This is a genomic window from Croceivirga lutea (assembly GCF_014235875.1).
Lineage (GTDB): Bacteria > Bacteroidota > Bacteroidia > Flavobacteriales > Flavobacteriaceae > Croceivirga > Croceivirga lutea.
On the sequence record NZ_JACJUK010000001.1, the window covers coordinates 620,117 to 639,557 of the forward strand.

At 32.8% G+C, this 19,441-nt stretch carries 19 protein-coding genes; 3 read left to right on the forward strand and 16 right to left on the reverse strand.

The window, feature by feature from the left end:
* Positions 1 to 77: 77 nt before the first annotated feature.
* Genes H5V42_RS02905 through H5V42_RS02915 form a run of 3 tightly spaced genes read right to left on the reverse strand, consistent with a single transcriptional unit; the run spans position 78 to position 3,110 of the window.
* Entirely contained in the window at positions 78 to 1,127 is a 1,050-nt protein-coding gene (locus tag H5V42_RS02905; RefSeq protein WP_185781617.1) for an AMP-binding protein, read from the reverse strand.
* Complete coding sequence (locus H5V42_RS02910; RefSeq protein WP_185781618.1) at positions 1,105 to 2,067, reverse strand: CPBP family intramembrane glutamic endopeptidase; 963 nt, start codon at positions 2,065 to 2,067, stop codon at positions 1,105 to 1,107. The genes H5V42_RS02905 and H5V42_RS02910 overlap by 23 nt, the downstream gene beginning before the upstream one ends.
* The gene (locus tag H5V42_RS02915; RefSeq protein WP_185781619.1) at positions 2,058 to 3,110 is read right to left on the reverse strand and encodes an o-succinylbenzoate synthase; all 1,053 of its coding nucleotides are present in this window, start codon (positions 3,108 to 3,110) and stop codon (positions 2,058 to 2,060) included. Before H5V42_RS02915 ends, H5V42_RS02910 begins: the two co-directional genes overlap by 10 nt.
* A gap of 31 nt (positions 3,111 to 3,141) precedes the next feature.
* Between H5V42_RS02915 and H5V42_RS02920 the strand changes: the two genes are divergently transcribed.
* A complete protein-coding gene (locus tag H5V42_RS02920) occupies positions 3,142 to 3,936 on the forward strand; it encodes an SDR family oxidoreductase (RefSeq protein ID WP_185781620.1) in 795 nt (264 codons plus the stop codon).
* Here H5V42_RS02920 and H5V42_RS02925 read toward each other — a convergent pair whose 3' ends face one another.
* The 9 genes from H5V42_RS02925 to H5V42_RS02965 all read right to left on the reverse strand — a co-directional run bounded on the left by H5V42_RS02925 (position 3,937) and on the right by H5V42_RS02965 (position 13,209).
* Positions 3,937 to 5,892, reverse strand: a complete 1,956-nt coding sequence (locus tag H5V42_RS02925) for a sensor histidine kinase (protein ID WP_185781621.1) — start codon at positions 5,890 to 5,892, stop codon at positions 3,937 to 3,939.
* A gap of 431 nt (positions 5,893 to 6,323) precedes the next feature.
* Positions 6,324 to 7,082 carry a LytR/AlgR family response regulator transcription factor gene (locus H5V42_RS02930; protein WP_185781622.1) on the reverse strand — a complete coding sequence of 253 codons (759 nt, stop codon included), beginning with the start codon at positions 7,080 to 7,082 and terminating at the stop codon, positions 6,324 to 6,326.
* A gap of 32 nt (positions 7,083 to 7,114) precedes the next feature.
* Positions 7,115 to 8,023, reverse strand: coding sequence for a 1,4-dihydroxy-2-naphthoate octaprenyltransferase (gene menA / locus H5V42_RS02935; protein ID WP_185781623.1), 909 nt, complete (start codon positions 8,021 to 8,023; stop codon positions 7,115 to 7,117).
* Positions 8,023 to 8,616, reverse strand: a complete 594-nt coding sequence (locus tag H5V42_RS02940; protein ID WP_185781624.1) for an SPOR domain-containing protein — start codon at positions 8,614 to 8,616, stop codon at positions 8,023 to 8,025. Before H5V42_RS02940 ends, menA begins: the two co-directional genes overlap by 1 nt.
* Before the next feature lie 97 nt (positions 8,617 to 8,713).
* Entirely contained in the window at positions 8,714 to 9,544 is an 831-nt protein-coding gene (locus H5V42_RS02945; protein ID WP_185781625.1) for a CvfB family protein, read from the reverse strand.
* 61 nt (positions 9,545 to 9,605) lie between these two features.
* Positions 9,606 to 9,947, reverse strand: coding sequence for a DUF2853 family protein (locus H5V42_RS02950; protein WP_185781626.1), 342 nt, complete (start codon positions 9,945 to 9,947; stop codon positions 9,606 to 9,608).
* A gap of 31 nt (positions 9,948 to 9,978) precedes the next feature.
* Entirely contained in the window at positions 9,979 to 11,718 is a 1,740-nt protein-coding gene (gene menD / locus H5V42_RS02955; RefSeq protein WP_185781627.1) for a 2-succinyl-5-enolpyruvyl-6-hydroxy-3-cyclohexene-1-carboxylic-acid synthase, read from the reverse strand.
* A 38-nt stretch (positions 11,719 to 11,756) separates the two neighbouring features.
* Positions 11,757 to 12,806, reverse strand: coding sequence for a chorismate-binding protein (locus tag H5V42_RS02960; RefSeq protein ID WP_185781628.1), 1,050 nt, complete (start codon positions 12,804 to 12,806; stop codon positions 11,757 to 11,759).
* Positions 12,784 to 13,209: a PaaI family thioesterase gene (locus H5V42_RS02965; RefSeq protein ID WP_185781629.1), complete on the reverse strand. Its 426-nt coding sequence runs from the start codon at positions 13,207 to 13,209 to the stop codon at positions 12,784 to 12,786. Before H5V42_RS02965 ends, H5V42_RS02960 begins: the two co-directional genes overlap by 23 nt.
* 59 nt (positions 13,210 to 13,268) lie before the next feature.
* On the opposite strand from H5V42_RS02965, the gene H5V42_RS02970 reads away from it, so the two are divergent.
* Entirely contained in the window at positions 13,269 to 13,913 is a 645-nt protein-coding gene (locus H5V42_RS02970) for an alpha/beta hydrolase (protein ID WP_185781630.1), read from the forward strand.
* Positions 13,910 to 14,467, forward strand: a complete 558-nt coding sequence (locus H5V42_RS02975) for a GNAT family N-acetyltransferase (protein ID WP_185781631.1) — start codon at positions 13,910 to 13,912, stop codon at positions 14,465 to 14,467. Before H5V42_RS02970 ends, H5V42_RS02975 begins: the two co-directional genes overlap by 4 nt.
* Here the strand turns inward: H5V42_RS02975 and H5V42_RS02980 are convergent.
* The 4 genes from H5V42_RS02980 to H5V42_RS02995 all read right to left on the reverse strand — a co-directional run bounded on the left by H5V42_RS02980 (position 14,454) and on the right by H5V42_RS02995 (position 19,438).
* Positions 14,454 to 15,383, reverse strand: a complete 930-nt coding sequence (locus H5V42_RS02980; protein ID WP_185781632.1) for a hypothetical protein — start codon at positions 15,381 to 15,383, stop codon at positions 14,454 to 14,456. The genes H5V42_RS02975 and H5V42_RS02980 overlap by 14 nt on opposite strands.
* An 85-nt stretch (positions 15,384 to 15,468) precedes the next feature.
* Complete coding sequence (locus H5V42_RS02985; protein WP_185781633.1) at positions 15,469 to 16,719, reverse strand: NAD(P)/FAD-dependent oxidoreductase; 1,251 nt, start codon at positions 16,717 to 16,719, stop codon at positions 15,469 to 15,471.
* Between the two features lie 2 nt (positions 16,720 to 16,721).
* Positions 16,722 to 17,729 (reverse strand): 4-hydroxyproline epimerase, encoded by a 1,008-nt coding sequence (locus H5V42_RS02990; protein WP_185781634.1) that lies wholly within the window; start codon positions 17,727 to 17,729, stop codon positions 16,722 to 16,724.
* Positions 17,726 to 19,438: a DUF885 domain-containing protein gene (locus tag H5V42_RS02995; protein ID WP_185781635.1), complete on the reverse strand. Its 1,713-nt coding sequence runs from the start codon at positions 19,436 to 19,438 to the stop codon at positions 17,726 to 17,728. Before H5V42_RS02995 ends, H5V42_RS02990 begins: the two co-directional genes overlap by 4 nt.
* Between the last annotated feature and the right edge of the window lie 3 nt (positions 19,439 to 19,441).

Consider the following 19,441-nt stretch of genomic DNA (forward strand, 5'->3'; position numbering starts at 1 on the left):
ACCTAATTATCAATACTGCGTACTAAAAATGTTAATGAGTTATCTAATAAATGTAATTAGGGAAATGCCAATATGAATTAGTTTTTAATTAAGCTAGCCATTGTTTTATGCCTATCTACCTTACCAGAATCGGTTAGTATAAATTTAGGAGTAGTTAGAATAGTTTTGGGTTTTTCGAACCGTTTTAGCTTAGCGTTTATTGCCAGTTTCTTTTGAATTTCTTGTACACTTAACTTGCTTTCAATTACCAAAACCAATTTCTCACCTAACTGTTCATCTGGTGTACCGTATACAAAATAACGTTCCTTAAAGCTCTTTGCTAGCTTAGCCTCGATAATTTCTGGAATCAATTTTATACCTCCAGAATTTATAATATTGTCATACCTACCTAACCACTTAAATCTTTTTCTGTCGATAAGCTCTACCATATCATTGGTAACTATTTTATCGTCCGCTATTTGTGGTGCATCAATAACTAAACAGTCACGTTCATCTAGAAAAATGTCAACATGTGGTAAGGCTTCAAAATAATCAACTTGTATTGGTTTAATGGCAATGTGGGTTATGGTTTCTGTCATACCATAGGTTTCAAAACAACGGGTGGGAGCATCTAGTAACTGCTCCTTTAAATTATTGGGGAGTGGTGCACCTCCTATGATTAGTATTTTTAGCTTTTTTAATTCTGCTAGTGAATTTTGAATTTGCATAGGCACCATAGCGCAAAAATCATAGGTACGCTCCACATTTTTCAGGGGATAAACATTAGGTGCCACATAATCTAACGCTAAACCTATTACTAAAGCCCGCACTATCATCATTTTACCGGCAATAAATTCAGCAGGTAAACAAAGGAGCGCCGTATGGCCTTCTTTTAAATCAAAAAAAGAAGCTGTTGCCATGGCAGAATTCACCATTTGGGCCTTTTTTAATATAATTTTTTTTGGGGTGCCTGTAGAGCCCGATGTAAAAACGCTTAGGGTAGAACTCTCTGATAAAAAATCTAAAATAAACTTACCTATACTTTTTTCAAAAGCTTGGTCTTTTAAACTTAAATCAGTCGCATGAGCTATTAATTCCTTTTTAGAATAGGATTGACCGTTTAGTTTAAATTTCGGATGAATCAGCATCTTGCAAAGCTAAAAACTCTGCTTCGGTTTTAACGCTACCAAAAAGTTTTTCTTTCCAATTAGACCATTTGTATTTTTTGGCCATTATAAAAAGTAAAATAGGATAAATTACTAATACCGGAACTAAAACGTCCCAACCTAAAACGGGTTCAGAAATATCTTTGTAGATAGAATGTGTTTGAAAAGCTGTCCAGTCTGCAGTTACTAAAATGGCAGTAAAAAAGTTATTTGCAGCATGAAAACCTATGGGTAACTCTAAACCTTCGTCCATCAAAGTAAGAATACCTAGAAAAAAACCAGTACCAATATAATAGACCAAGATACCATAACCCAGTTTTTCTACTTCTGGATTAAATAAATGTAATAAACCAAACAAACTTGATGAAATCACTAAAGGTACCCACCTATTTTTAACAGCTACACCAATGCCCTGCATAAGATAGCCTCGTGTAAAATATTCTTCAAAACTGGTCTGAATTGGCAACAATAAAATTGACAGGCCTAATAATACCAAAAAAGGCATGAGTTTAAATTGATATTCATAATTTTCTGGTGTAAGAAACACATCTGCAATGGCAATAGAAGAAGAAATTACACCCCATAAAATAAAGGCAAACCATATTCTTCCAAAATCAACCTTCTTTCTAGAAGTAGTAAAGTTTTTAAACGATAGTTTATGCAGGTATTTGACCACAACATACAATGCAACCATTGCAGCTAAAAAGGTCAACATAATTAAGAAGAAAAAATAATTTAGACCTAAAGTTTGTGCAATTACACCTAAGTCAGCAGAAAAAGAATCAAAGTTTTTGGTTTTAAAAATAACTGCTACAATCAAGGGAATACCTCCTAAAAATTGCCAAGCAAAAAAAACTGTTATAAACCCAACTATATAGCGCCACCCTTCATGTAAACCTTTATACGCTTGTTCTATGAACATAAGTCTTCAATTAAATTTGGTTGCCAAGATAGGTTTTTTCTATAAAACAATTGACCGTCAGCAACTTGCAAAGGAGATTCAAAATTATTAGTAAATAAACTCCCTGTGCCTAGACCTTGCGGCATTGTACTATCTAATGTAGCTGTCCACTGTGCTATTGCATTGAGCCCAATATTACTTTCTAATGCACTAGTAATCCACCAACCTATACCAAGTTCATTGGCAATAGAAATCCATTCTTCTGAACCTTTAAAACCGCCCACGAGACTCGGTTTTAGAATTATATATTGTGGTTGAATTTGTTCTAGAACTTCCTTTTTATCGGCAATGGCAAACACCCCAATTAGTTCTTCATCTAAAGCAATAGGTAGTGGAGACTCCAAACACAAGTTTGCCATACTTTTCCATTGTTTTGGCTTAATGGGTTGTTCAATTGAATGTAAGTCCAGTTCAGCAAGTTTTTTGAGCTTGTATAAGGCATCCTTAGCCGTAAAACCTCCATTAGCATCAACACGCAATTCAATATTATCTTTGGAAAATGTTTTCCGAATGACTTTTAAAAGATTGTATTCTTTTTCAAAATCTATAGCACCTACTTTCATTTTAATACAGTTGAATCCGGCTTCTAATTTCTGCTGAATTTGTTCTTGCATAAAAATTTCGTCTCCCATCCAAACAAGGCCATTGATAGGAATTGGTTTTTCCTTCTCTACAAAGTCAGAAGAAAATAACTGAAAAGAATTGTCTGAGTTTAATGAAAGAAAAGCCTGTTCTAAACCAAATTGTATAGAAGGATAAGCTATTAAATTCTCGTACAAAAAACTTAGCCCCTTAGCAATGTTCTTACAAGCCCAATGTATTTTTTGTTCATAATCATCAACGTCATCAACGCTTAAACCACGTAAAATTCCACATTCTCCTATACCTATTTTGCTACCATCATTAACTGTTATAAACCAGGTTTCCTTGGTTGTCATTACGCCCCGTGATGTTCCACTTGGACGTTTAAAGTTTAGCATATACTTTTTATATCGTGCTTCCATGAAGACATCAAAATTAGCTATATTTCAAACTATGGGAAAACTAAACGAAAAAACCATTTGGATTACTGGAGCTTCTTCTGGTATAGGTAAAGAATTGGCCTTACAACTTGCTAATTTAGATTGCAAATTAATTTTATCTGCAAGAAGAGAAAATGAACTATTAGTAGTTAAAAACAACTGTAAAAACCCTAAAAACGTTGTTATTATGCCCTTGGATTTAGCAAACCATAAAGAAATGTCTTTGTTAGCACAAAAAGCTTGGGAAAGCTTTGATGGTATTGATATTTTGATAAATAATGCTGGAATAAGTCAACGTTCATTAATCGCAAACACAACTCTTGAAGTCTATAAAAAGTTAATGGATATTAATTATATAGGAACTTTGGCCTTAACAAAGGCGCTACTACCCTATTTTATTGCGAATAAGAAAGGATATTTTGTTACCATTACTAGCTTAATGGGTAAGTTTGGTTCACCTTATCGTTCTGGATATTGTGGAGCAAAACATGCGCTACACGGTTTTTTTGATGTATTGCGTATGGAGCACCAAAAAGATAACATAGAGGTTACGCTAATCTGTCCAGGTTTTGTTCAAACTAACGTAGCCAAAAATGCCTTAACTGCTGACGGTAATGCTCAAAATATAGATGATGAAAAAACGCAAAATGGACTAACTACTGTAGAGTTTTCAAAGCAAATGATAAAAGCTATGGAACAACGAAAATTTGAAGCTTACATAGGTAAATCTGAACGCTTTGGAATTTATCTAAAACGATTTTTTCCCAAATTACTGCATAATGTAGTCATGAAAAGTGCTGTACGTTAATTAAGAAAACGTAAACCAAAAACGCACTCCTTGAACACTCTTATCAATATTCAATTTTGATTGTAATTGATTTACCAATCTATTAATTAAGCGTATACCCATAGAGGCGTTTGTGCGTTCATCTATTTCTTCTGGTAGACCAATACCGTTATCTGTGTATTCAAAATAACCTTGGTCTCCATTTTTTCTTAAATGAATATAGATTTTACCGTTTTCATCAGAATCTGGATAAGCATATTTGAAGGTGTTCGAAACAAGCTCATTTAAAATAAGTCCAAAAGGTATGGCTCTATCAATATCTAGTTCTGTTCCTTCTGCATCAATAGTAATAGAAATATTATGACCGCCCTTTTTGTAGACAGACTGTACACTATTAATTAAACTTTCTATATAGCCTTGCATTTCTATAACCGACAAATCATCATTTTGATACAATTTTTGATGAATCAAAGCCATAGCTTTAACCCTACTTTTGCCTTCTTCTAAAGCAAGAATTGCAGCTTTACTCTTGGTGTTCTTTGTTTGTAAGCTTAACAAACTAGATACCATTTGAAGGTTATTTTTTACACGATGATGAATTTCTTTTAATAACGATTCTTTTTCTTTTAAAGAATCTTCAATTATGTATTTCTGACGTTCGATTAAACGTTGGTTTTTTATACTATTGAGGTAAGCATAAATTAAACCAGCAAAACCTAATAAGGTAAAGACCAAAGAAATAATAACTAAATTGAAGCTCTCACTTTTTGTCTGTAGTTGGCTTCTTATCTCATCATTTTCGGCTTTTTGTTCATCAAATAAACGTAGTTGATTTTCAAGATTTGAACTACCAATGGTAACCGCAAGTTGCTGCTTAATAATAGACTGTTCATTTTTCTTTAAAGAATCTGCAATTTGGTCGTTACGCTTATAATACTGTAAAGCATTTTGAAAATTTCCGGTTTTATCATGATAATTGCCCAACAATCTATTGTGTAATGTTTCTTGAGAGATGGTTAGATTTTTATCAACACTGTTAAGTAGACGGCGTGCCGTATTTAAATTATTTAATTCTAAATGTGCTTCAGCCAATGCTAACTCATTATCTGTAATCATAGCATTGTAAGCTAAAGGAGATAATTCTTTAAATGCTGAGATAGCGTGGTTTAAATACGTTATAGATTCTTTGTAACTCTTTAAAGAAACCATTGCTTTACCAATATTTCCTTTAATTTTTGCAGCTAATAATTTAGTATCAAATTCTATCTGCTCAGTACGTTCAATTTCAATATCATTATTGTAAATTTCTAGAAATCCGTTCGCTTTGTTAAGTTCAGCAATAGCTGTTGATGCAGAATTGTCTAATCTTAAGTAATTACCAATTTTATTGTGGTATTGGGCTTTTTCAAAAAAGTTGTTCTCATCTATTTTGCTCTTTTCTGAAATAATGTACTCTTCCATAGCACGGCGGTACATACCCATATCTTCATAAACATCATAGAACTCTACTTTATCAGAAAAACCATTCTCTTTCTTTTCTGTTCTAATGGTAATTTGATTATCAAACATACGGAGCGCATGATAATTATCATCTAAAATATTTAGGGTTTCGGCAAGTTCTGCACTATCTAATTTACTTTTATCTACATATACCTCTTTTGCTAAAGAAAGGCTCATTGGATAATCTCCGAGATGCTGATAAATTTTAGATTCGATTAATTGATATCTGCGTAGTGTTAATGAATCTCTCATTTTCTCAGCAGAATTTTTGTAAACTGTAACAGTTTCTAGCCAGTCGTAAGCGGAGCTTTCAGAAAACGGATTTGGGGTATTATTAAAATAATCGAATTTTGCTTTAGAAGTTTGTTTTTCCTGAAACTCAATTAGTGGATCATCTTTTACCACAATTGAATCGATATCTTGACCAAAAGAATGGGTCAAAAAAAAGAAAAGTATTACAAAACTTACTTTAGTCATTGGTCTAAATAGTGTCTTCTTTTTTCGCACTGAATATGTAACGTTAAATCCTAGATTTTAATTTACCGTTACCCATAAAAATCAGCACTAAATTATCTCATTTTTATTTGATTTGAATTCAACTATACAGTAATTAGTTAAAACTTGTACTCGTTTTAAAATGTTTGGTTTAAAATCAAAAGGCCTTGTTCTGAAAACAAGGCCCTTCTACGAGAACACTATATGAAAATGAAAAAATTACTCTTTGTTTTGTATTAATAGCTAAATCAAATACAATATAAATGTACATCTACATTAGGCCTATGAGTAATTAATGTTGTGAAAGTGATAAAAAGTGTGGTGTAGGTATTAAAGCTTGAAACTAGAGAGCTTTAAAAACAAAAAAGTGCCCGAAAGGGGCACTTTTATTTCATTATTTAAGGAGATTACTTTTAAGAATTCATAGATGAAATAATAAATTCTTTAAAATCTTTAGAAATCGGAATCAACGTATCATTTATTAAAATGTCTTTAGAATTAATTGCTTCTATATGGTCAACATTTACAATGTACGACTTGTGGGCTCTGTAAAATTTATTCTTAGGTAATTTTTCTAAATAATCTTTTAATGGCGAACGAACAAGAAACTTTTTGTCAACTGTATTAACTTCTAAGTATACATTATCCGCTTTAATAAATTGTATATCTGTAAATTGAATGCGATAATATAAATGTTGTTTCTTAACAAAAATTGAATCTTTTAAAACGGAGTTAGATGTAATCTCATCAACCTCATTATTTTCATATTCTGGAGTTTTACCACTCTTTTGAGAATAATTAAAGTTTGATAATGCTATTTCTATAGACGTATATAAGTCTTGCTGCTCAAAAGGTTTAACTAAATAACCATCTGGCTTAACTAGTTTCGCATTTTCTACAGTTGCTTTATCAGAGTTTGAAGTAACAAATATGAAAGGTATATTATAGGTTTCTCTAATATGTCTACCTAAATCAATACCTGTTTTATCCGAAGCAAGAATAATATCAATCAACACTAAATCAACGTGATTGTTTTTTAAAACTTCAATTGCTTGTTCATAAACAATTACGTTATCGACTACTTCATAGCCAATTTCCTCCAACATAGACTGCATATCATCAGCGATAATGACGTTGTCCTCAACGATTAAAATTTTTATGGGGTGTTCCAAAATGGTTTTGGGTTTGAGTTATAACTTCAAAATTAAAAAAAATAATTTATTGCTATATAGAACGTTACTGCGAGCAAAAAAGTACTTAACGCAACCTTTTTAAGTTCAGAATCAAGATTTTTTGGTTCTTTAGTACGTTGAACTTTTATCAAATTAAAGATTAAAGGGAGTAATGAAAGTAGAAAGAACAGGTTAGTAATTGGCTGCTTTAATAAAAAACTGTACCATAATAGTAAAACAATTGCTAAACCAACAATTAAAAAATGATATACCTTTCCCTTTTGGAAACCCATCTTAACTACAAGCGTAATCTTACCATGATTAAAATCTGATACGTGGTCACGTAAATTATTTAAATTCAACACTGCAACACTTAACAATCCTATTACAATAGCTGGTAATATAGATATTACATCAAAAGTTTTGGTATATAAAAATTCAGTTCCTAAAACAGCCACTAATCCAAAAAATATAAAAACAAATACATCTCCCAACCCTTTATATCCGTAGGGCGTATCACCCATGGTGTATTTTATAGCAGCTATAACAGCCAATACAGCTAAAATTAAAAAGAATATAAAGTAAAGGGTATATGCCTTACCAAAAGCAACTATTAATAATAAAATTGAAGCTAGTAAACTGAGTATACTAAACAGGATAATTCCCTTTTTAAGTTCCTTTTGCGATAAAAGTCCGGATTGTAATGCTCTATTTGGCCCAACTCTGTCTGTGCTATCTGTACCTTTGGTACCATCACCATAGTCGTTGGCAAAGTTGGAAGTAATTTGAAATAATACGGTTGTTAAGAGTGCTAAACCAAAAACGAAAGTGTTTGAAAAACCCTTATAATTGGCTATAGCAGTACCCATAATAATACCTGCCAAAGATAACGGAAGCGTCCGTAGTCTTGCCGCATTTAACCAAACCTTGAATTTACTCACTAATTAGCAGGTTCTATTTTAAGTCTTTTACCGTCTTTATAACTAGCTACAAATGCATCTTTAATTCCGGCATCGATTAATACCTTTCGCAATTCTTGTGCTTCTTCTAAAGTAGAATACGTACCTATAGAATATGAATAGTAAGGATTAGCTTTGGAAAACAAGGTATTTGTTAATGCATTAGAAGCCAAAGAAACATTATTATCAACAAAAGACTTTATCTGCACAGAATATACTTTATCTTTTTCTAAAAATTGTTTAGCTAAATAAAACTCTTTAACCAAACTCAACTCCTGATTCTGTTGTTTAAGGTTATTTATTCGTGCTTTAATGGCCTCTAAACTGTCAATAGAAACCAAATAATTGTCTTGTGAACTTACACTAGTATTTACACCAGCAGAATACGAACCAATACCTAAAACACCAATTATAATTAAACCCAAAACACCTAGAAGAACGTTACGCTGAATTTTGTAACGTTTTAAGTCTTTATTTTTAAAGTTTATTTGGTCTAGTAATCTTTCGTTTATTATTTGTGCTTTTTCAACGTCTTTATGCAAATCCAATAAATCATTCTCATCAATAAACGGCATATGTTGATTTTTTAAATTTTAAATGTATTTCAACAAATCTAATCGATAAAAGTAATTTGACAAAACAAGTATGCATAAAGTATTTTAAATAAGCTACTTAGGTAAGTTTTATACCATTATTTTCTAGCGTAATCTTTTTACTTTTATACAATACACCTACCCCTTTTTTAAATGCCTTTTTACTTAAGCCTAAACGCTGTTTTATTTCGTCTGGTGAAGATTTATCGTGTAGCGCTAAAAAACCATTGTTTTCTTTTAAAGCATTAAGAATTAACGCTGCTGTAGGCTCCAACATTTTTGCCCCAAGTGGTTGCAGTGAAAGGTCTATTTTACCATCTTCTCTTATTTTTTGAATATAACCAGTAAGAGTATCACCTTCCTTAATTGCTTTAAAAATAGTGTCTGAATAAAGTAATCCCTTATAGGTGTCATTTATTATGGCCTCCCAGCCTAATGGCGTTTTACGCCATATGTTCAGATTAACTTCTTCTAATTCCTCTAATTGATTTTCATGTTTTTGAAGAAACTTTTCTAACCTAGATGAAGCAGCCAACCTAAACGTTTTTTCATCTAAATAGCAATGAACCAAATAAGAGTTGCCAACTTGCATTTTTTCAACCTGTTCTCGGTACGGCACAAAAAGATGTTTTTCTAACCCCCAATCTAGAAAGGCCCCGTAATCATTTACATCAACAACTTCTAGAAACCCGTACTCATCTCTGCATATTTTTGGTGTTAAAGTTGTAGCTACTGGTCTTTCTTCATGATCTAAATAACAAAACACCTCTAAATCCGCATCAAAATCCAGTTCTTTGGGTACGTATTTATTAGGCAATAGAATTTCTACGCCTTCTTTATCTGATAAAAAAACACCTACGCTTGTATTGCGCACAGGTTTAAGTTTATTGTATTTTCCTAATGCTATCATTCAAAAACAAAAAAACCGCTTAGTTTAAGAACCAAGCGGTTTTAAAATAATATTTTACTTATTAATTGTAAATAGACTGCTTACCAAAGTGTTTACAAAGTTGGTAATACACAACAGCTCTATGCTTATTTCTTTCAGATTTACCATACTTTTCAATCACTGTATTGATAGCTTCCATTAATTTTGGGCTATCATCCATACCTAACTTTTTCATTAGGTAATTCTTTTTAACAGTTTCTAATTCTTTTTCATCACTTCCAGAAACTTTAGAAGCGTCAACGTTATAAATAGCTGGCCCCAAGCCTATTGCTACTTTTGTTAATAAATCCATGTCTGGAGTTTCGCCAAATTTTTCTTTGATATCGGCAGCGTATTTTTCAATTAATTCGTCTCTCTTGCTCATAATAAAATAATGTTAGAGTTTAGTGTTTGGTCTAAGATATGAAATCAAAATAACCAAGCAAAATTTTGTTATTTACTTCTCTAGGTGTAAATACTTCTAAAAGTCTAGTAGCATCCGAATTTTTGAAAAATCCGGATAAATTATTTTCTAATTCAACTTTAGTTTTTGCAGCGTAATATTCAACTCCGAACTGTAGACATAAATGCTCTACATTGGTGTTTTGCTTTGTTTCAAAATATTTTTCAAAAGTTTCAGAACCATCATTACCTGGTAAAATTCTAAAAATTCCACCTCCTGAATTATTTATAAGAATTATTCTAAAATTTTTTTTAACGTAAGAATTCCATAAAGCATTGCTATCATAGAAAAAACTTAAATCACCAGATATTAACAAGGTTGGCTTTTTTTCATAAAAAGCAGCTCCAACCGCCGTAGAGGTGCTACCATCTATTCCGCTTGTACCTCTATTGCAATAAACTTTTAGATTCGACTTAATAGGAAATAATTGCGCATACCTAACGGTAGAACTGTTAGAAAGATGCATTTGGTAATTATTCGGTATTGCTTTAAATATTAAATCAAATGCAAGGAAATCTGAAAAAGGTATTTGTTGAAGATACTCTTGTTGTTTTTTTAAATAGTTTTCTTTGACTTTTTTCCATTTGGGGTTATAATCACTGGAAACGTAAGAATAATTGGTTAGCATGGCATCCAAAAATTCTTGAGGCGGGCATTTAAAATGTTTTGTTAACGAAAAATAGGTGTCAAAAGCTCTTGTGATGTCTACATGCCAATGATGCTTAGGCTTATATTTTCTTAAAAATGCTTTTACTTTTTTTGAGACCACCAATCCGCCAAAAGTCAATAAAATCTCAGGTTGTAATTCTTTAAATCTATGTTCACTATTTGTAGATTTCTCTATAGGAAAAATAACACTATCAATACTTGAAATTACTTCGTGGTGATTTAGATTAGAAGTAGTTTCTGTAAAAACTAAAACAGAAGGGTCTGCAATTAATGAATTTAAAACCTCAACATTAATTTCATTGGGGTGACTCACCCCTACCAAAACCAATTTTTTTGAGGCTGTATTCCAGATTGCTTTATAGTCTTCAATCTCAGAAACATCTAAATGAATGCTATCAGTAACAATAGCGGTGTCTAGTATTGGTGAATCATCATCAATAGTGTTATATAAAGGCTCTTCAAACGGAATGTTTATGTGTACAGGTAACGATTTGCTGCATGCTGTACCCAAAGCTTCAAGAATTTGATTTTTGTTAAACCTGTCTATCTCATCTTGACTTTCTGCCAATAATTCAGGAGAAAATTGAGCTATGGTATTATAAGCGTGAGATACATCTAACTTTAAATTGGCAGAATACCCAATATGCCTGTAAAAAACGTTGTCTTGCCGTATAGTTTGACCATCACCAATATCAATTTTGTAAGGCGGTCTATCTGCTGAAATTACTATTAATGGTAACTCACTGTAAAATGCCTCGGCAACTGCCGGATAGTAATTTAACAGTGCACTACCCGAGCTACACAAAACAGCAGCAGGTCTACGTTGATTTTGTGCAATACCTGTTGCAAAAAAAGCCGCCGAGCGTTCGTCTACAATACTAAAACAATTGAAAAAAGGGTCTGCTGTAAAACTTAAAATTAAAGGCGCATTTCTAGAACCTGGAGAAATAATAATGTCTTTAATTCCCTTTAATTTAAAAAGCTGTACTAAGTTTTTAGCTGTGGGAATAGTAGAATACTTCATTATTGCAAAAATACAACCTGTGGGTCTTAAAAACTATATTAAAGAAGTGTCAACATAGTTTTACTTTTATTAACTGTCTCTTGCCACTCCTTCTCTGGAATAGAATCTTTGGTGAGACCGCCTCCTACATAAATATTCACTTTTGAATCGTGTTTAGACATACACCTTAAATTAACATACAAATCAACAGTATTATTGAATACATTCAAGTCTCCTAGAAAACCAGTATAATAACCTCTATTGTAGCCTTCATTCTCTAAAATATATGCTTTTGTAGGTTGGGTGGGCATACCACAAACCGCTGGAGTTGGATGTAAGCTTTTAATTATTTCAGCAATATCTTCTTCTGAATTTAAATCAACGTCTATTGTAGATTTTAAATGCCATAATTTTCCAGCTTTAGTATTTACGGGACCTTTAATAGTTGCCTTAAGATTTAGTTTAGCAAGTTTACCAACAATATCATCAGTGACAATTTGTTGTTCATCCAATTCCTTTGAAGACCAATCTGGCAGCTCATTTTCTTTAAAGGGCAAAGTTCCTGCCAAAGAAGTGGTCTGTAGCTTTTGTTCTTTTATCTGTAAAAAACGTTCTGGAGTTGCACCAAACCACTCTCCTACTTTAGGATGATAAAACCAATAACAAAAAGCATTGCCGTAGTTTGCCAAAAGGTTTTGGAAGAGTTCAGAAGATTTTCTTTTTGTACTAACATCGATTCTTCTAGAAAAGACAACTTTTTTAAAGGCTCCATTAGCAATTTGATGTATTGCCTTGTCAACTTTTTGCAAATAAGAGGCTTTACCATCTTGGTTAACTTTTATAGCATTCAACGTTAAAGGCGCAACTTCTTTATACTTTTCTTGTAAAACCCTATCGGGTAAAACTTTAATAGCGGCTTCATCAATATCAAAGGGTGCAAAAATGAATCCTGATGCATTGTAATCATTAAAAAAAAACAATTCTTTAGAATCTTGAAACACACCAAGAATCAATTCTTCTCCAGGTTTTCTGAACAAAACAAATGGCAGTTTTCTTTCAGAATGTTTAACTGCCTGTTCTAAAATATTACTCGTTTTTTGCAAGTGCAATTGTAGTAAGTTTACAGTTAGAAATTAACGCACCTTCTTCATTGGTAACCTTTATTTCCCAGAGTTGTGTAGTTCTTCCTTTATGTAGTAATGAAGCCCTTGCATACACAAAACCTTCTCGTATACCCTTAACATGATTAGCTGCAATCTCAATACCCCGAACCTCATACTTGTTTCTATCTAAAAAAATATAAGATGCTGCACTACCTACACTTTCGGCAAGTGCAACAGTAGCACCACCATGTAGCACACCATCTGGTTGATATACTCTAGAATTTACAGGCATTTTAGCAATTAAAAAGTTCTCGCCGACATCAACGTACTCTATTTCTAAGGTTTCCATTAAGGTGCCTTTACAAATGCTATTACAAACTTCTAAAATCTTTGCCTTGTGTTCTTCCATTCTTATATTTTTACCAAAGTTACGCATAGAAAAATTTAGCAGAAACCAAACCACATTTAATGCAGCAGGTAATCAAACAAGTGAGTTATACCACTACCAATACTTATGAGACTTTAAATGAATTAACCAAAAACACCACACATATTTGGATAGTTTTACACGGTATTGGCTATTTATCAAAATATTTTCTTAGACATTTTAAATCGTTACCGTCAGATAAACACTATATAATTGCCCCGCAAGCACCTTCTAAATACTACTTAAAAGATGAATATAAATATGTTGGCGCTTCTTGGTTGACCAAAGAAAATACCGAAAAAGAAATTTTAAATGTGCTGGCGTATTTAGAAGCTGTTCTTATTAAAGAAAATTTACCTAAGGATAAGAAATTAGTTCTTTTTGGTTTTTCTCAGGGCGTTTCTATTGCTACACGTTGGGTCGCAAGAAGAAAGCTAGTTATAGACTATTTGTTTTTATATGCCGGAGGTATTCCAAACGAACTTAAGGCAGATGATTTTTTACATCTTAAAAACAAGACCACTGTTAAAGTTATTTATGGAAACGAAGATGTATTTTTAAATGAAGAACGATTAGTAGGCGAGACAAAAAAAATAAAGAACTTTTTTCCCAATGAAACTGAAATCATAAAATTTGATGGAGGTCATGAGATGAAGCCAGAAATTATTAATGCCTTACTTAAATGATACTAGATTTTACGTTAGAAAACGAACGAGTTAAATTAACTCCTCTCTCATTGGTAAACTTTAAAGAATTGATACCTGTGGCTTCTGAGCATAAATTGGTCCAATTCTCACCCTCAGCTATTGAAACTGTTGATGCGCTACAAAACTATGTAGAGGTTGCCTTAAAATTAAAAAAGAAGAAAGCTGCAATCCCTTTTTTAATATATGACAAGCAACTAAACTTATATGCTGGCAGTACACGGTATATGAATATTAACTGGAAAAACAGGGTACTACATATAGGTTCTACATGGATAGGAAGCGGTTTTCAAGGCACAGGTTTAAATACTCAAATGAAAAAGCTAATGCTAGACCATGCTTTTGAAGCTATGGAATTTGAAAAGGTAGAATTTAGGGTGGATGAACGTAATGTAAAATCTAGAAAAGCCGTTGAAAAACTGGGCGCTCAATTAGAAGGTATTTTACGAGAAGATGTCTACCTACTCGATGGTTTTAAACGAAATACCTGTTGTTATGGTTTACTAAAACGAGAATGGCAAGCTACTCAACTTTAATGTCAGCGGACTGGTCTTCGTAATATTCGATAATTCTAGTTACAAAAGAATTATCAGGAGTAATTATCTTCTTAACCCAATTTGGTTGAAGATTAGCATCATACTGAAAAATATATCCTTTTTCTGACTTTGAATTTTGGCGTTGAATAATTTCTTTTTCCAAAACACCTTCTTTATTGTAAACAAACGTTCTTTTAATCTCAGATGCAAACTGTTCTGTTTTGGTATCAAATATAAATTGTTCCTCGGATAGTAAATTTCCGTTTTCCGCATAACGCAGTTCTTTTGCTTCACTTGGCTGACCGTCAACAAAATCTTTGGTTAATTCTATTTTTAAGGTTTTACCAGATTTTAATTTTTGAGATGACACCCGAACTGATTTTTCGATTACCTCATTTGTAAAATATGTTGTGGTTGATTCTCCCTTGTACTCTGATTTTTCAATACGTTTTTCATCCACTCCATCTTCATGAGAAACTATGATTTTAAAAATATCACCATTTTCATTTAACAAATGCTCCTGTTTCTCAAAGAATGCTTTATCGTAAGAAATTATTTTTTCAACTATTTTAGGCTGTGTTCCAGTAGTATCATACTCATAAAAATTACCCATAGAGGTTTTCATGTCTATTTTACCGTTTTTATAGCTTTCTACGCGCTTTTCTATTAACAGATTATTCGTAAATACAAAGTGTGTAATATCTTGATCTTCTTCATTGTACTGCGTAACTATTTTAGTTAGTTTACCATCCTTAGTAAACTCAAACAATTCACGACCATAATCTGTAACTACAGTACAGGTTTTTACTTGCCCATTTAAGTCGAAATCTTTCGTAGATAACGTACTTATTTCTTGAGCCTGAAAACTCAAACTTATTAGCAAAAATGATAGTATACAGCCGTAAAATTTCATCATAGTACAAAGTTAGTTGGTTTATCTACTATTTTAAACATTACGCATGTCTAGTTATCGAAAATGTAGAAAATAATTGCAGTAACCTTTAAAATGTACGTAATGGACTGTAAGAAGAGATGTTTAAAGAGGTAACTTTATCAGAAATTAGTTCAGCAATTAGTTTGCCTGTTGCCGGACCCAAGCTCCAACCCATCATAGCATGCCCTGTAGCTATTGATAAATTATTTAAGTGTTTAACCCGACCAATGTAAGGTAAACCATCTGGACTAACCGGTCTCAATCCACAAGAAGCATTAGCACTACTAGCCCTGTTAATTTGTAAACCGTTATAAAAACGTTTAGCACCATCAGCTATAGCGTTAACGCGTTTTTTATTGATTTGATGATTTATACCAGAAAACTCCATAGTACCAGCAAAACGGGTAAAACCAATCATTGGAGTAACTGCCATTTTAGCTTCTAACAAAATGGCAGGCATGGTAATATTTGTTGGATTTAATTCATCTATACAATACCCTTTGCCTGCCTGAATACGTAAATCTAGTTTGAGCTTTTTAGCTAAATTTCCAGACCATGAACCTGTGGCTAGAACCACCTCATCAAAATGATAATTTGTAGTTGTAGTTTGAATCGATTTGATTTTATCTTTGGTAATTTTAAAATCAATGACAGCTTCGTTTTTCAGAATTTTTACTCCGTTTTTAGTTAAGTTAGCTTTCAATAATTTCATAAAATTAAGCGGAGTGGTATGACCATCACAATGGTAGTGAACTGCACCTAAAGCATTAACTGAAATACCAGTTTCAACCTTTGAAATACCTTCCATATCTAAAATCGAAGAAGCTAAACCTAACCTTTTTGCACTTTCTGCTACTTTAATTTCGTGGTCGCCTTCTTTTTGGGTCTGAAAATACATGAGTAAACCTTTACGCTCATAATGAAAATCTTTGAAGGCTATATCCGTTTTTAATTCATCATATAAATCTCTGCTCAGTAGATTAATATCTCGAATTAACGGCATAGCTTTATCTACTTTTTTAGGCGTTGATGATTTTTTAAATGCCCAAGCCCATTTTAAAAAGTCATAATCTAATCTAGGTTTCATGTAAAACGGACTTGCCGAATTGAACATATATTTCAATCCTTTCGAAATCATTCCAGGTGAGGCTAATGGAATAATATGGCTTGGAGTAAGATAACCGGCATTTACATAACTAGCACCAGCATCCATACTAGATTTATCAATAACCGTTACTTGGTGACCTTCTTTTTGTAAATAATACGCAGAACAAAGACCAATTATGCCACCACCGATAACTACAACCTTCTTTGCCATAATTAAATTACTTGAAAACCGTGAGCATACGGGTCATCTTCTGTATCTATGGTTATGGTATTATGACCATATATTTTAGCCCAACCCTGAATACTTGGTACAATTGCTTCTTTGTTACCCAATTTTGTAATTGATTCTATTTTTCCAACAAATTTGGAACCTATATAACTTTCATGAATAAACTCTTCTTGAACTCTAAGTTCGTTTTTAGCAAATAATTGAGCCATTCTTGCCGAAGTTCCTGTACCACACGGGGAACGGTCAATTGCTTTATCACCATAAAAAACAGCATTTCTGCCAGAAGAATTACTATCAATTGTTTTACCCGTCCACATTATGTGAGAAATTCCATTTATAGAACTTTCTTCCGGATGTATAAATTTATTTGGGTATTTAGCGTTTATTTTAGTCCTAATTTCTCTTGCCATACTTACCAAAATGTCTGCCGTATAATTTTCTAACCCAGAAAAGTTTTCTTGAGGATCAATAATTGCATAAAAATTACCCCCATAGGCCACATCAAATGTTAATGGTCCAAGCTTAGAATTTTCTACGATAAGACTTTCTGCCGCTAAATAACTCTTTACATTAGTTAGCTTTACCCATTCCACTTTCCCATGTTTCATTTGGTACGTTATTTCTACTAAACCAGCAGGAGCTTCCATTTTTAACTTACCTTCAACTTTAGGCTTTACTAGACCTTCTTCTAAAGCAATAGTAATGGTGCCTATAGTTCCATGGCCGCACATAGGTAAACATCCGCTAGTTTCTATGAATAAAACAGCAACATCATTTTCCGGATTATGGGGAGGATAAAGTAAGCTACCACTCATCATATCATGCCCACGGGGTTCGAACATTAATCCTGTTCTAATCCAATCAAATTCCTTTATAAAATGGAGCCTTTTTTCATTCATAGTTACCCCAATAAGTTCAGGTTTATTGGTTTTTACAAGTCTAACAGGGTTACCGCAAGTATGGGCATCTATGCAATCAAATGTATATTTCAATTTTTAGATTTGTTATTGTTGATATATGCGTTAATTCGCCTTTCAAGAGTAGGTAAGGTAACTGTTCCTTGTTCTAAAATAACCTCATGAAAGGCACGAATATTAAAATTATCACCCAATTCTTTTTCGGCTTTCTTTCGAAGCTCTCTAATTTTAAGTTCGCCCATTTTATAGGATAATGCCTGACCAGGCCAAGAAATGTATCTATCCGTTTCCGTATTAACTTCGTGCTCAGATAAAGCGGTATTTTTTAACATGTAATCAACTACTTGTTGTCTAGACCAACCTTTAGCATGTATACCCGTATCTACAACCAATCTGCATGCTCTCCACATTTCGTAGGTTAGTTTTCCAAACTCCTCATAAGGTGTAGTATAGATACCGAATTCATTTGCCAAAAATTCAGTGTACAAAGCCCAGCCTTCGCCATAAGCTGAAAGATAAGTTCTGCGTCTAAAATTTGGTATACTGTCTCCTAACTCTCTATTTAAAGAACCTTGTAAATGATGCCCAGGTACAGCCTCATGAGCTGTTAAGGATGGTAATACATAAAGCGGTCTACTGCTCAATTTGTACGTATTAACTAGGTAATAGCCCGGTTCTGTTTTACTTCTTGGTCCTGAATAGCGCCCACCTGTATACTTTGGAGCTATCGCATCTGGAACCTTTTTAACTCCATACGGAGTTCTAGGTAAGGTTTTAAAAAATTTGGGTAATTCGGCATCTATTCGTTTGGCAATATCACGAGCTCGTATTAACAATTCTTCACCTGTTTTGGCATAGAATTGTTCATTTGTACGTAGAAAAACAAGAAAGTCATCAAAAGAACCTTCAAAATTCAAATCTGAAATAATCTTTTCCATCTCAGCTCTAATTCTTGCTACTTCTTTAAGTCCTATTTTATGAATATCATCAGCGGTGTAAGCTTTGCTAGTAGTGTAATAGTTAATTCTATTTTGATAAAAGGCTTCACCGTTTGGTGTGTTAAATACACCAATGTTTTTACGCGTTTGTGGTAGGTATTCCTTTTCAAAAAATTGCTGAATTTTTTTAAAAGAGGGTATCACGTATTGTGCAATTATGGCTTTTGCCTCTGTTTGCATTTGTTTTTTCTCTATTTCTGAAAAAGTATTTGGTAAATCTTTAAAAGGCTGAAAGAATGGACTATCAGACGGTTCAGAAACAATATGGTCATTATAGGTGCTTTCATAACCAGTGAATATTACACTTGGTTGCGAAATACCTTGAGCTACCCCCTGTCTTATAAGTTTAAAATGTTGCTCTGTAAAATCTGGTATGGATTTCAGCATTTTTAAATACTGTTCTGCATTTTTCTTATTTAACAATGGCCTTATTCGATAATTTAAATTTAAGTGAAAACCAGCATCTGCTAATAGTGGATTCAAATGCATACCATACTTGTACGAATCAACTTGATTCTGTAATCTAAATTGCAATAATTCCTTTGTAATCAGCTCAGTTTCGGATAAAGATGATACGGTTACAGTCTTAAGTTTTGATAGCAAATTTTGAGCAAAATTTGCCTTTATGAGCTCAATACTATCTGTATGTAATCCTAATGGAAATACGTTAGTATCGTACGCGCTAAAAGATTCATATTCTGATACCAGTTCTTTAAGCACCTTACTTTGAGAAAAGGCACCTTGAAAAAGTAACAAGACCACTAACGTAAGAACAATCTTTTTCATTTA